This is a genomic window from Polynucleobacter sp. Latsch14-2 (assembly GCF_018881925.1).
Lineage (GTDB): Bacteria > Pseudomonadota > Gammaproteobacteria > Burkholderiales > Burkholderiaceae > Polynucleobacter.
Genome location: NZ_JACVPL010000015.1, coordinates 1 through 13,633, shown reverse-complemented (window position 1 = coordinate 13,633; position 13,633 = coordinate 1). Strand labels below are relative to the sequence as shown.

Here is a 13,633-nt window from a genome sequence, read left to right as displayed (position 1 = left end):
CTTACCTAGCTAGCTATATATATGAAACTTGCCTTTTCAAAAGAACTTTCCCGCCGCTTGATAGAGTATTACGGGCGGATGCCCAGCGCCTCAGTAGTCAGCCGTGACTTCAACTTACGGGCAAATGATGACTCCGCCATTTCTCAAGAGACTGCCCGTCGCTGGATGCGCAGCCTCTCCCTGCCAGAAATTGAAAGACTCCAAGTCCTAGTGGAGTGGTTGGGCCTGGACATGTCTTTTTTAGCGAGCAGGAATGCCCCTGTGGAAACAGAAGGCCACAAGGGTCCTGAGCGGAGAAATAAAGGCGTTACCTTGGATCCGCTAGAAGCATACTTACTGAAGTGCTTTAAGGAAACCGATGCGCGTGGCAAACATTGCTTAATCAATCTTGCTAAGTCGTTGCATGAACGCCCCAATCTGAGCATCTAAAACTTCGCTTTGTTGGACGGCGCCCTACTAACGACCCCAAGTACGAATTGCAGGAAACAATAGAGTTACTGTCGTACCTTGGCCTGGCTCGCTTTGAATATCAATCTCACCGGAGTGGGCCTGCATAATTTCTTTTGCGATTGCCAAACCTAAACCCGTTCCAGAGATGAGCTCATGTGCGCCGCCTCGATAGAAGCGCTCAAATGCATGTAACAAATCTTCTGCCGACATGCCATCACCAAAATCTTTTATTGATACACCGACGTATAGTTGGTCAACAACTTCTTGAGTAAACGTTTTTACAATCACTGGACTACCCTTGCTGGAATATTTAAAAGCATTACCAAGCAAGTTCACAATCAAACGCTTAAAGCTCTCGGGATGTAATTGCACTTCTGGAAGATGATCATCGAAATACATGACCACTTCACGGCTATCTCCCGGCATTTGGAACTGGGTCACCACCGGACGAAGATAGGTGGTTAGAGAGGTCTCATGCATGTTCAAGCCTTTGGCCATTTGGTTCTCAAGCCTAGAAAGATCTAACAAGTCATTTACCAGATCAGCCATATTTTTAGATTGACGTTCAATGACTGAGGCCATCTCCATAATCGTCTCCTCACTTGGCTTTACACCGCCCTTGAGTCTGCGCATCAAGAGTTCAGCATATCCCAATATGCTACTGATAGGGGTGCGTAATTCATGAGCTGCAGTCGACATGAAGGTGCTTCGCATTTCTTCCAGTTCAGCTTCCTGGGTGATATCACGCAAATACACAACGCGCCCATCCTCATCATTTAGCTTAGTGAGAACCAACAAGGTTCTTTTATAGGGGATATTTAATTCCAACCAATGGAGCCGCTCTGTTGCTCGCAGCATGTCTTGCAATTGGTTTAGCGTGACATTACTAGCAAGCGCATGTAATTTTTCTACCAGCAAGGATAGCGGTTGACCAACCACCCCTATTGCCGACAAACTTGTCAAAATCTGAAAAGCAGGATTAACAAATCTCACTAGATCCTGTGCATCTACATCGATAAAGCCATCGGGGGATAAATCAAATACCGCCTCTAATTGGGCATTACGCTGTGCCACTTGATCTTCTAGACCTACATAGCCATGACGAAGGCGCCCGAGCATGCGGGAAAACTGGGTGCTTAAGCGGCCAACTTCATCGGGGCGCTGCGCTAAGGTGGCTAACCTATCTTGATTCTCGGCACTGGAAAATCCAGAGCCCTCAATGGATAAAGCATAACTTGCCAGCTCCTCAATTGGAGTGGCCAATCTTCGACCCACGAGTATGATGATGAAAACCGCAAGCAAAGAGACCAATAGCAACACAAAGATAAATGGAAGCAATAATTCCATTGCAACAATATGCGTCCAATTAGTACGCTCATTGAGTGCTAACTGCAAATGCAAACTCTCCAGCGGCGGGATCAGGCGCAAGGGGCCTCTAATCGTCTTCCATGGATGAGTAAAAGATTCTGAATCAGCCGGTACTGAGGATGTAATATTTTTCTTACTTAGGTCGCCAAACAATTCACGAACGATGGTTTGATCGGGACTCGCACTATCACTTAGATTCGATAACACTTGCCCAGACCCATCCTCTAACACCCAGGCTGCAATATCTTTACGTCCCTGAAAGAATCGACCCAAGAGCTGATTAATCGGCTGACTAATCACTACCACGCCACGGGCCTCTAACGGCTGAGCTAACTGCAATATGAATCCGCCGTCAGTTTTAAAAACTCCGGCCTGAATTTTTAATTGAGATAAGGCTGATTTTGCTAAAGCGCGTGAGCCATCAACCCAAGAGTTAGAGCTACCAATGACATGCAAGCGATTGAGATTGGCATCGAGCAAATAAAAATCGTCACGATCTTCTTTAATTAAAGGATTTCGTTTTGCAAAAGCCTCTAAAAGCTGATCAGCCTTGTCTGGTGAATTTAATGCACCGATCAAGGCGAGCGATGAACTCAGTGACTGCACCTCTTCAACCATACGATTAAGGGAGCCCTCAATCATTTCAGACTCAATCACGTGCTCACGTTCTAACTGTTCAAAGATATTTTTTTCTACTGAGCTGCGAGAGACTTGCAGGGTTGCTACTGCCATGAGTAGCAAGATGAAAAAGTTGATCACGAGCAACCAAATCAGAATTTGATGTCGTAAGGAGGATTGATACCAACGCCTAAACAAAAGTGCCCTCTACCTTCCACTCATAGTTCTTTAGTCCAGTCAAGTAAATCCCAATCAATCATTCAAAAATTTAGAATGATGTAGAATTTTCCGCAATTACTACATTTAAACCCGATTCACTCTGTTTTTTACAGAAGAAATTATTTTTTGCTATTGTCCCTGAATGTCATCCGAAGACGCATACGTATCCACTAGAGAAGCAGCTGATCTTTTAGGTATTTCCTTAAGAACAGCCCAGCTTTGGGTTGAAAGTGGCGTTTTACTAGCCTGGAAGACTTCAGGTGGTCACAGACGCATCTTGCGCCAATCCGTTGACGCTCTCCTAGCGGAGCGCGCAAGGCAGTCTGGAGCAGTCACTAAAAAATCAACTGCTACCGACGCTTTAAAAGTCGTGGTGGTTGAGGATGATCAAGATCTTTTGCGCCTCATCGAATTATCGCTATCCGACCTACCCAGGCCAACTGAGGTCCGTAGCGCTAAGGACGGCTTTGCCGGCCTAGTACTCATTGGTCAATTTCTGCCAGATTTAGTGATTGCCGATCTCAATATGCCCGGCATGGATGGCTTCAGAATGATTCAATCACTCATTGGCAGTGAGTTTGCTCCTACCAAAATTATCGTGAGTACCGCGCTCAGCCCAGCTGGTATTGAACTCAAAGGTGGCTTACCTGATTCAATTGAGATCTTGCAAAAACCCTACTCCCTTGAATTACTTGAAGAAAAAGTGCTAGGGATGATCAAAAGATAGCTTTTGCCTCATCATCTAAAACTAAAGTGCTATTACAAGGCTCGACAGTTACTGTATAAGTGAAGTATCACTTTTATCAATTTAACTTATAATTTTCAGCATGATCAACAAAGGGGATTCACCCCTTATTAACCCTCGTATTGTGCTTTTTTTAGCTGGAATTGTCCTTTTAGGCATGATTTCTGGCCCACTGCAAGCTGCAGATACCTCGCCAACGATGTGGGACAAGGTATTTGGCAGTGAAAGCAAGGGTGCAGACGCCGAACAAAACAAAGCAAAGCCTAAAAAGACAAAAGCATCAAAACAACCCCAAAAGCATCAAAAAAGCAGCAAATCAAACAAAGAAAGAGCTAATTCCAAGGATTCTGAGTCGAAAAACTCAGAGGCTAGAACTGACCCAGTCACCCCGCCAAGCCAAGCCAGCGCAGAAGAAAAAACTGATCCTGGTTCGACCAAAGTCGACGCCCCCTTTCCCAATAGCTCAACAACAGAATCGACTCCAAGCCCCGCACCCTTCTGGAAGGGTCTTTTTAGCAGCGCCTCCTCGACTTCGCCTCTTTTAGAGGGGTCTGACAAGGGCCTATCGAACACAACCGCTCAAAACGCCTCCAATCCAACCCCACCAACATCAGCCCCAGCGGCAAGCCCACCAACTGTTCCGGACGTTTTCCCTGCTCCAGCCGCCTCGTCAACCACATCAGAGCCATTCTGGAAAAGAATCTTTGGCAATGCATCATCAAAGCCTCCTGAAAGTAAGTCAGAACAGTCAGCAGTAGAGCCAGTTAAAGAGCAGCCTCCAAGTCCTGCGATAGTTGTTGCTACTCCCACTCAAACCACCGCTCCCTCAATTAGCAGTAGCAAAACTAGCGCAGCGGAAGAAGAGCCTTCTTTTTGGCAAAAACTATTTAGCAACAAATCAGCCACAAATATCAAATCTTCTGAACCTGTTGCAGCGAATGCTCCACAACCTTCTGCCAACAATTCAGCAGCTATCGCATTACCAAATACAGTGGTTAATAATTCAGGCGCATCTGATACCAAATCCAATTTTGCATTGGCTAACGTTTGTGAGCGCGATAAATGCGAGCTGATGATTGTGTATGACACAGCAATCAATAAAGCGAATGTGGAAAAATTTGTGCAGTCAACCGCCAACATTCCAGCTGGTACCGCAGTTCTTTTTAACTCAGTTGATGGCGATCTCAATAGCGGTATCCGACTGGGGCAAGTCCTTCGCCAAAAACGCTTTAACAGCCGAATTGGTCGCACTAATCTGAGCAAAAAAACTTTAGTAGAAGCAGATGGTCAATGCTTCTCAGCATGTGTCTTAGCTTTTTCCGGCGGGGTTAACCGCCGTATTGACCCCAATGATCAACTCGGTATTTACGCATTACGTTCGAATGCCAAAAAGGTAAATGAAGAGGATATGCGTTTGGCAATCAATGGTCTCAATATTTACTTTGACCAGATGGGTGTTGATCGTCGCTTAGTACAACAAATGCTGCAAGCAAAAGGATTATCGGTTTCACTCATCAGTCTGAGCAATGCTAGATTGCTCAACCTAGATAATAGTAGTCGCGCAACAACCTACCCATGGAGAATGCAAGCACTCGATGACGGACTTCTGATTGCCTTAGTGACAGAAAAACAATCGGGCGGCAATTACAATGTCACCTTGGGCCTCACTAGGCAAAATAAAGATTTACGCTTAACAGTATTTATAAAGCCATCAGCAGGCTCCATTAATCTTTCTCAACTGAGCGATTTTTTGAATCGTGGCCCCCGCCCTCAACTGAACTTCACCAATCAGGCGATCCCTCTCAACTTAATTAAACCGTGGGAGGCAACTAGCAGCGGAATACAAGCGAGCGCACTGCTCACCGATAAAGAGCTGGCAACCATGAGCTCATCATTAGAGTTTGAGTTAGATTTTTCTCAACTCAATAAAAACACCTATAACCTGGATGGCGTGACGATTTTCGGTACCCTAGGACTTAAAGGCGCTCTTACAGCCATCAAGAAATAAGCATCTACATATCGTCTTGTGCATGTAGGAGCGAATCAATAGATCAAATCACGAATCATTCGTTCAGTCCTATCTTGCTTAGCCTTCTCCGTATCACTAGAAGGACCCGCACAAACAGATAGCTTTTCTTCCAAACTCATTGCAGATCCTTCAAAAGCTAACAGTGCTTATACGGACGCAGAGGCCACATAACAATTAATATTACTGACGCCGGATTTGTTGAATAAAATCCATGATTTTCAGTATAACAACTTCAATATGCTGGGTAACTGGCGCTAAGAAATTTCTGCTTTCGAAATGGGTAGCCAAGAGTTTGCTTAAGGCCGATACCAATTAATTAAGCTGAGACTTTATTCGCTTAATAATTTCCATTTATTAATAATTGTTAATTGCCTAGATACACTCTCAAGCCATTCAGTAGTCTACAGCGTATCTTAAAGTTGGCCATCGCCTCTAAGCGCTTAAAAAATTAACAATTATTAACAGTCTTTTTATGCGTTAGAAAATATAGTGTGTACATGGAGCGCACCAACATACACCTTCCAAAGCCTTTTAAGGCTGCACTATTAAAAATATCAGAGAGCCAAGACGTGTCAGTTGCCGAACTAATCAGACGGGCAATAGCCGAGTTTCTAGATAAAGAACAGCAATCCCTCAAAAAATCAGCGCGCTTGAAAAAAATAAAGGAAATTGAATGAAAGAAACAATCAAATTCCTAGTTCAAGGTTCGCAGCCCCACCCTTACGAATTAAGCTTTGAATTTAACAAGGGTATCTTGACAGCCTACTGTAGCTGCCCAGCAGGTATCAACGGAATGTACTGCAAGCATCGGTTGCAAATATTTCTAGGGAACTCAGATGGCATTGTGAGCGCAAACTCATCGGAAGTCTCAATGGTTGGTGATTGGCTTAAGCACTCTAGTTTGAATGGGTTCTTTAGCGACTTGTTAGAGGCCGAGCGCGTATTAGAAATTGCCAAAAATGAACTCACCCTAAAAAAGAAGCAATTCTCTAAAGCTCTTTTAGGGAGAATGCTTTGATAAAAGATGATGATGGGAGCATCAAACCTCTGCTGACATGGATTCAATTTGAAGCCCATAGTAATCAGGGGCTTTACGCCAAAGGCTGGTTTTTCTTGGTGCATGAGGCATTTAAAAGCGCATTAGATATATTTCATGTGGAGCGAATCAACAAAGAAAAGACACCCCTTCTTCGTGATTCGATCTCTTTTACGCTGGCTGGCATACCTCACCAGAAGCTTAAAGAAAAACTTAAATCCGAAAATATCCAACTTAAAAATAGTGATTTACATAACAAAATTATGGATCACAAGATTAAAGATCTCGTCGAAACACAGGGGGCTCAAATGAAGTTTTCCTTTAAGAAAGGCGACTCACTTGAAACAAGATGTGGAAACTGGTGTGTTCAAGTGGATCAAGCCAGAGACGATTCCGAAGAAAAAATGGGGAATGTTGGATTCAGTATCTATGAAAAACAAGTCGCGACTGATTTTCAAGGCGTATGGAAAAAATTAGATTGGTTTAACACCTCTCAAGCAGAATTTGTAAGGCTTTTGGAAACAGGGTCTTGCGAGAAAATTCGACTTTGAAATAAAGACACATTGGCCAGATTCTGCAACAGACTAATTCAGCATTAATTCAATACACCAATATTCTTATGAAAAATATCAAACTTGTAATATCCGCTCGATATGCCTTGGCAGGAGTAATGGGAACATTAAATAGTCTTGAGGAGTTAACCGATAAAGGTGGCGAAATACCTAAGGATGAACTTGCTGAATTTACTGGTAATCGCATAAAGGTGTGGTTTGAGCAATTAAAAGATGAGGATCTGAAAATTTTTGCAACAGAGCTATTTAAAAATGCTGAAGGTAAAGAATTATTTAGAGCTATTTCAGCAAATAAAAAGCTCATTGAGAGTTTTGCCAAAACCCTGCCAAGGGATTAAAAGAAGGATGGCTTGGGCTTCGGGTAATTGATATGGATAAAAGTGAAGAAGTAAAAAATAAGATGTTCGAGGGGGATTATGTAATGTCCCAAACCCCTGAATTTATTCTTGCCTCACTAAAGGCTCAGGGTGAACTTAAACAACAAGATGTAGATTTATCATCCGAAAAGGGGGTAATTGAGACAACCAATTTGACTAAATTATATTTTAAGAATTACTTAGAATCCCCCGAGGAATTTCGTAGTGAATTAGAGCTTTTTGCAAATCCTGAAACAATTAAATATATGACTGAAGTCAGTCAGACATCCATCTCCCAAACAATTGATTTATTGACAGAACAAGGCACGTTACGAGAAGGCATTATTCAGCTCTTGGAAAATAATGTTGTTATGTTTACAAAGGTTTCTTAAGCTGCACTTACAAAGGCCGTTTATCGCCGTGTTGGCGAGCGCGTTAACCCAACAAAATAGCCAATGTGCGGAAATGATGCCAAAAATTGCGGAAACGATTGCATCTGACTTTTTAGTAAATCGCCAGAAAACCTATGCTGGTGGCGGAGAGGGAGGGATTCGAACCCTCGGTACCTTTGACAGTACGCCTGATTTCGAGTCAGGTACATTCGACCACTCTGCCACCTCTCCGAACCGAAGAGCAATTATAGCTTTGGCATCACTTTTTATTGATTAGCCCATTAAATAGGCTTCAGAGTATCCAAGCCGCCCAAATAAGGTTGCAATGCTTTAGGAACGGAGATGCTCCCATCAACTTGTTGCTTGTTCTCAATCAAGGCCACCAAAGCCCTTCCTACTGCAAGACCTGAGCCATTTAAGGTGTGGACCAATTCTGGTTTGCCTTGCCCAGCCTTAAATCTCGCCTGCATACGCCTTGCCTGAAAGTCGCCCATGCTTGAGCATGAACTAATTTCACGATAAGCATGTTGTGATGGCACCCATACCTCTAGGTCATAAGTCTTGGTGCTACCAAAACCCATATCGCCAGTACAGAGCAGTACTTTTCTATAAGGTAATTCGAGTAACTCCAAAATCTTTTCTGCGTGGCCAGTTAAATCTTCTAATGCCTGCATCGAATGTTCTGGCTTAGTAATTTGCACCAACTCTACTTTGTCAAACTGGTGCTGACGGATCATGCCACGCACATCGCGACCATAACTACCAGCCTCAGAACGAAAGCATGGTGTATGTGCCACGAACTTCATTGGCAAATTATCAGAATTCACAATCTCATCTCTTACTAAGTTTGTGACCGGAACCTCTGCAGTCGGGATGAGGTAAAAGTTTTCTGTTTTTGCCTCGCCATTCCCATCCTCTCCACCCATCTGGCGAGGAACCTTAAATAAGTCTTCTTCAAACTTTGGCAACTGACCGGTACCACGCATCGATGCTGCGTTCACCATATAGGGGGTGTAGATCTCCTGATAATCATGTTGCGTTGTGTGGGTATCGAGCATGAACTGCGCTAAAGCGCGATGCAATCGAGCAATTGGTCCTTTAAGTACCACAAAGCGGGAGCCGCTAATCTTCGCTGCTACTTCAAAATCTAAACCGAGTGGGGCACCTAGATCTACGTGATCCTTAATCTCAAAATCAAAAATAGGTTCCGTACCCCAACGCTTGATTTCTTTATTCTCAGTTTCATCTTTACCACTTGGTACAGACTCGTCTGGAAGATTCGGAATGCCCATTAAGAAATCAGAAATCTCAGCCTGCAAGACAGTAAGGCGAGTGGAGCCAGACTCCATGTCCCCATTGATCTGGGTTGCCTCAGCCATTTCAGCGCTAGCATCTTCACCCTTAGCCTTTTTCATACCAATGGCTTTTACCAATTGATTGCGTTTTGCTTGTAGCTCTTCGGTGCGGGTTTGTAAAGATTTACGCTCAGATTCTAGCGAGTTGAATTTCTCAACATCCAGCTGAAATTTACGTGTAGCTAAACGCGCTGCGACAGCAGTGATATCTTTGCGGAGTAATTGCGGATCAATCATATATTGCTCAGTTTTGGTATTCGGTATTCGTTAAATTTGGTTGAATTTAGTCTATGGACTCTAGTTTAAGCGTAAGACTTCAGCTCCAGCAGGAGGAGTGAAATTAAAACGATTTACAGGTAAATTCACATTCAACTGAATCTTATCTAGGGTTACTAAAACCACGCTGCCTAAGCCGTCAATCAGCTCTAGCGCTTTAGGAAGCCCATTAGCCATACCAATGGAGATTTTTGTATAAGGAAGCTCATTGCCGCCCTTAGCCTTGGGGTCTTTTTTGGGGGCCAATGCCACCCATTTCATACCCATACGCTCCTCACCATCTATCAAATCAAAATGCTGATCTAAAGATGCCTCGCCAAACAGAATTGCTGCTGGTGTTGCTGCCAATGCCTGCCCCGCCGGCCTAAAGGTCGCTTGATTGAGATCCTTGTCCCACAAAATCAGCTGCTTGCCATCAGCAATCAGTTTTTGCTCAAATGGTTTTTGGGTATCCCAAACAAAACGGCCTGGACGCGCAAATGCAAAATGGCCCTGTGTTTGACGAACTACTTTAAGCCCTTTGTCTTGTGGCTCATTGGCTTTGGGTGCTCGTAACTGTTGCTGCACAAAATCACCTTCTGCGGTTTTGGAATTGCGGACGAATTGGCGCAACTGTTCGGCGCCCCCATCAACATCTGCAGCCATGCCAATGCTTGCGGAAAACAAGATAAATCCGCTTACTGCGAATGTGAGCGCAAATGCTGATAAAGATTTTTGCAAAATGAAGTTTTACTCTGAAGGACGATGCAAGATTTCGCGGTTGCCGCCGTTGCCCATTTTGGAGACCAGACCAGCCTTTTCCATGTCTTCAAGCAAGCGTGCTGCACGGTTATAACCAATACGCAGATGCCGTTGCACCAAAGAAATCGAGGGCCGCTTATTTTCCAGAACGATCGCTACAGCCTGATCGTAAAGGGGATCCGCCTCGCCGCCACCTTCACCGGTTAGGGCATCCATATTGGACTCATCAGCACCCTCGAGAACACCCTCGATGTAATTAGCTTCGCCTTTTTCTTTAAGCCATTCCACCACGCGATGCACCTCATCATCCGAGACAAAGGCGCCGTGCACACGCACTGGTAAGCCGGTGCCTGGCGCCATATAGAGCATGTCACCCATACCCAACAGAGCTTCAGCTCCCTGTTGATCCAGAATCGTACGGCTATCAATTTTGCTACTCACCTGAAAGGAAATACGTGTTGGCACGTTCGCCTTAATCAGTCCGGTAATCACATCAACACTAGGACGCTGTGTGGCCAACACCAGATGAATACCTGCAGCACGAGCCTTTTGCGCAATCCGTGCAATCAACTCTTCAATTTTCTTACCAGAGACCATCATCAAATCGGCAAGCTCGTCAATCACAATCACAATCACAGGTGCTTTATAAATTGGCTCCGGATCATCTGGTGTCAAGCTAAATGGATTAGTGAGCTTCTCACCCTTTTCTTCAGCTTCTAAAATTTTCTTATTAAAGCCCGCAAGATTGCGCACACCAAACTTACTCATCAGTTTGTAGCGCCGCTCCATCTCATTTACTGCCCAGTTGAGGGCGTTATATGCTTGCTTCATGTCCGTTACTACTGGACATAGCAAATGTGGAATCTTGTCGTACATCGCCATCTCAAGCATCTTCGGATCAATCATGATCAAGCGCACTTCATCAGGTTTAGCCTTAAAGAGCATCGACAAAATCATGGCATTGATACCAACGGACTTTCCAGCACCCGTTGTACCCGCGACTAAACAATGTGGCATCTTCGCTAAGTCAGCAACCATTGGGCTGCCGGAGATATCTTTACCTAAGGCGAGAGTTAACAACGAGTGGTTATCGTTGTAAACCTGTGAAGTCAGAATCTCAGAAAGATAAACGGACTGACGAGTAGGGTTTGGCAATTCCAAAGCCATACAAGTTTTACCAGGAATAGTCTCGACAACACGCATACTCACCACCCCAAGCGAACGCGCCAAGTCGCGTGCAAGATTGACAATCTGACTACCCTTAACACCAACCGCAGGATCAATTTCGTAACGCGTCACGACTGGGCCTGGATAGGCAGCAATCACAACGACTTGAACACCAAACTCAGCAAGCTTGCGCTCAATTAAGCGAGAGGTAAATTCCAAGACATCCGCAGAAATAGTTTCCTTCGCCTCTGGCACTGGATCAAGCAATGCCAACGGCGGTAATTCTGAATCAGGGATATCCACAAAGAGTGGTTGTTGTTTTTCGCGCTCAACACGCGCGCTCTTGGGTATCTCTATTGGCGCACGGACAATTTGTACTGGCGCAGCAACTTCAACGCGCCCGCGAAACTCTTCAACATACTCTTCCCGCTCTTCAGCAGCCGCCTCACCTAATTTACGATCTTCTTCACTCTCACGACGCTCACGCAAGCGGATATAAGCCAACTCTAGATAGCGCCCCACTTTTTCCGCAATATCCAACCAAGAAAAATGTAGGAATAAAGAAAGTCCAGCACAAAGCCCAAAGAGCAGCACCAGCGTAGCGCCAGTAAAGCCGAGGGACATTTGGAGGGGGTCACCAATCAATTCGCCCAAAATGCCGCCAGGAGGGCGAGGGAGTTGCCAGCTAAGAGAATGTAAGCGAATCGACTCTAATCCCATGCTACATAGCAAGGTCACCCCAAAGCCCAGCCAACGAACCAATAAGGAATCTGGTTTAGCATCTGGATCCACAGGCAAGGGAATACTCCACAGCTCACGCCAACCATTTAGGACCCTTCGGCCAAAAAGGACTACCCACCAAAACGCGGATATTCCAAAAATATAGAGCAGTAAATCAGCGATATATGCACCAAAACGACCTCCAAGGTTCTTAGGGGTCTCAAAACTAGCGTGAGACCAGGCGGGGTCAGCCTTGGAATAAGTGGCCAAAATCGCAAATAAAGCCAAGCAAAGGCCTAGGGAAATGAACCAGCGGGCCTCCAGAAGGAGGCGGGGCATCCTGCCCTGCCCCTCATTCTCTGGGGTCTGAGGGCTCTGTGGAGTCTTGGACTTCGGATATACGGTTCTCGCCATGTTCTCCCGATTGTAAACAAGCAAATCTATAATTTGGGGATGACAACAAATACCCCAAAACACTCCAAAGTCCTCATCCTCGGATCTGGCCCTGCCGGCTACACAGCCGCTGTTTATGCTGCCCGCGCTAATTTGCAGCCTACCCTCATCACTGGACTAGCTCAAGGCGGTCAATTAATGACCACTACAGATGTGGAAAACTGGCCAGCAGACCCTGATGGGGTCCAAGGTCCAGAGCTGATGGATCGTTTTTTAAAGCATGCTGAGCGCTTCAATACGGAAATCATTTTTGACCATATTCATACAGCAGCCCTGACAGAAAAACCTATTCGCCTTGTGGGTGATTCCGGCACCTATACCTGTGATGCCCTCATTATTTCCACTGGGGCATCCGCGCAATACATCGGCCTACCAAGTGAAGAATCCTTCATGGGACGGGGCGTCTCCGGTTGCGCAACTTGCGATGGATTCTTTTATCGTAATCAAGATGTTTGCGTTGTAGGCGGTGGTAATACTGCTGTTGAAGAAGCCTTATACCTCACCGGCATTGCCAAGAAGGTTACCGTCATTCATCGTCGTGACAAATTCCGTGCTGAGCCAATCTTGAACGATCGCTTGATGGCAAAAGTTGCTGAAGGCAAGGTAGAGCTCAAACTCAACTCCACACTGGACGAAGTGCTCGGTGATGAAAAAGGGGTTACTGGAGTACGCATCAAGAAACAAGATGGCAGTACAGAAGATCTCGCTGTGACTGGCGCCTTTATTGCGATCGGCCACAAACCCAATACTGAATTATTTATCGGTCAACTCGATATGAACAACGGCTACCTCAAAACTCACTCAGGCTTAGAAGGCAATGCGACTGCCACCAACATTCCAGGCGTATTTGCAGCAGGCGATGTGCAAGATCACATCTATCGCCAAGCTATCACCAGTGCTGGTACGGGCTGCATGGCGGCACTTGATGCACAGCGCTACTTAGAGTCGCTATCTTAGAAGTATCCAACTATTTGATGTTGCTAAGAGCGAAATAAAAAAACACCTAGCATGAACTGACCCACAAAAGTTGGACAGTTTAATTAGGTTAGCACGAGGGATTGAGTTCGGTAATTAACCGGGCTCAATCCCTTCAGTTTTTGTTTGATCCGATCATGGTTGTAATAGTCGATATATTC

General features: G+C 45.1%; 14 protein-coding genes and 1 tRNA gene. 9 read left to right on the top strand and 6 right to left on the bottom strand.

Annotated elements, in window-relative coordinates; all coding sequences use genetic code 11:
* The first annotated feature begins 21 nt into the window (after nt 1–21).
* Complete coding sequence (locus tag ICN46_RS10725) at nt 22–429, top strand: hypothetical protein (protein WP_216208588.1); 408 nt, start codon at nt 22–24, stop codon at nt 427–429.
* A gap of 27 nt (nt 430–456) precedes the next feature.
* Here ICN46_RS10725 and ICN46_RS10720 read toward each other — a convergent pair whose 3' ends face one another.
* Complete coding sequence (locus tag ICN46_RS10720; RefSeq protein WP_216208585.1) at nt 457–2,550, bottom strand: sensor histidine kinase; 2,094 nt, start codon at nt 2,548–2,550, stop codon at nt 457–459.
* A 247-nt stretch (nt 2,551–2,797) separates the two neighbouring features.
* Between ICN46_RS10720 and ICN46_RS10715 the strand changes: the two genes are divergently transcribed.
* From ICN46_RS10715 to ICN46_RS10685, 7 genes are all read left to right on the top strand, one after another.
* Nucleotides 2,798–3,382 (top strand): response regulator, encoded by a 585-nt coding sequence (locus ICN46_RS10715; protein ID WP_216208581.1) that lies wholly within the window; start codon nt 2,798–2,800, stop codon nt 3,380–3,382.
* 100 nt (nt 3,383–3,482) lie between these two features.
* Nucleotides 3,483–5,408, top strand: coding sequence for a hypothetical protein (locus ICN46_RS10710; protein WP_216208578.1), 1,926 nt, complete (start codon nt 3,483–3,485; stop codon nt 5,406–5,408).
* 518 nt (nt 5,409–5,926) lie between these two features.
* Nucleotides 5,927–6,106 (top strand): ribbon-helix-helix protein, CopG family, encoded by a 180-nt coding sequence (locus ICN46_RS12160; protein WP_216208575.1) that lies wholly within the window; start codon nt 5,927–5,929, stop codon nt 6,104–6,106.
* Nucleotides 6,103–6,447, top strand: coding sequence for an SWIM zinc finger family protein (locus tag ICN46_RS10700; protein WP_216208572.1), 345 nt, complete (start codon nt 6,103–6,105; stop codon nt 6,445–6,447). The genes ICN46_RS12160 and ICN46_RS10700 overlap by 4 nt, the downstream gene beginning before the upstream one ends.
* Nucleotides 6,444–7,016 carry a hypothetical protein gene (locus ICN46_RS10695; protein ID WP_216208570.1) on the top strand — a complete coding sequence of 191 codons (573 nt, stop codon included), beginning with the start codon at nt 6,444–6,446 and terminating at the stop codon, nt 7,014–7,016. Before ICN46_RS10700 ends, ICN46_RS10695 begins: the two co-directional genes overlap by 4 nt.
* A gap of 68 nt (nt 7,017–7,084) precedes the next feature.
* Entirely contained in the window at nt 7,085–7,375 is a 291-nt protein-coding gene (locus tag ICN46_RS10690) for a hypothetical protein (RefSeq protein ID WP_216208568.1), read from the top strand.
* 32 nt (nt 7,376–7,407) lie between these two features.
* On the top strand, nt 7,408–7,785 hold the full coding sequence (locus tag ICN46_RS10685; RefSeq protein ID WP_216208565.1) for a hypothetical protein: 378 nt from the start codon (nt 7,408–7,410) through the stop codon (nt 7,783–7,785).
* Between the two features lie 141 nt (nt 7,786–7,926).
* Here ICN46_RS10685 and ICN46_RS10680 read toward each other — a convergent pair.
* From ICN46_RS10680 to ICN46_RS10665, 4 genes are all read right to left on the bottom strand, one after another.
* A tRNA-Ser gene (locus tag ICN46_RS10680) sits at nt 7,927–8,016 on the bottom strand.
* Between the two features lie 50 nt (nt 8,017–8,066).
* On the bottom strand, nt 8,067–9,377 hold the full coding sequence (serS, locus tag ICN46_RS10675) for a serine--tRNA ligase (RefSeq protein ID WP_216208563.1): 1,311 nt from the start codon (nt 9,375–9,377) through the stop codon (nt 8,067–8,069).
* 60 nt (nt 9,378–9,437) lie between these two features.
* The gene (lolA, locus tag ICN46_RS10670; protein WP_216208560.1) at nt 9,438–10,136 is read right to left on the bottom strand and encodes an outer membrane lipoprotein periplasmic chaperone LolA; all 699 of its coding nucleotides are present in this window, start codon (nt 10,134–10,136) and stop codon (nt 9,438–9,440) included.
* A gap of 9 nt (nt 10,137–10,145) precedes the next feature.
* Nucleotides 10,146–12,458, bottom strand: coding sequence for a DNA translocase FtsK (locus ICN46_RS10665; RefSeq protein WP_370625542.1), 2,313 nt, complete (start codon nt 12,456–12,458; stop codon nt 10,146–10,148).
* A 39-nt stretch (nt 12,459–12,497) separates the two neighbouring features.
* Here ICN46_RS10665 and trxB point away from each other — a divergent pair, with 39 nt between their 5' ends.
* On the top strand, nt 12,498–13,454 hold the full coding sequence (gene trxB, locus ICN46_RS10660; protein ID WP_216208557.1) for a thioredoxin-disulfide reductase: 957 nt from the start codon (nt 12,498–12,500) through the stop codon (nt 13,452–13,454).
* Between the two features lie 83 nt (nt 13,455–13,537).
* On the opposite strand, the gene ICN46_RS10655 is transcribed toward trxB, so the two are convergent.
* On the bottom strand, nt 13,538–13,633 hold a 96-nt coding region (locus ICN46_RS10655), incomplete at its 5' end, for an IS3 family transposase (RefSeq protein WP_216205431.1).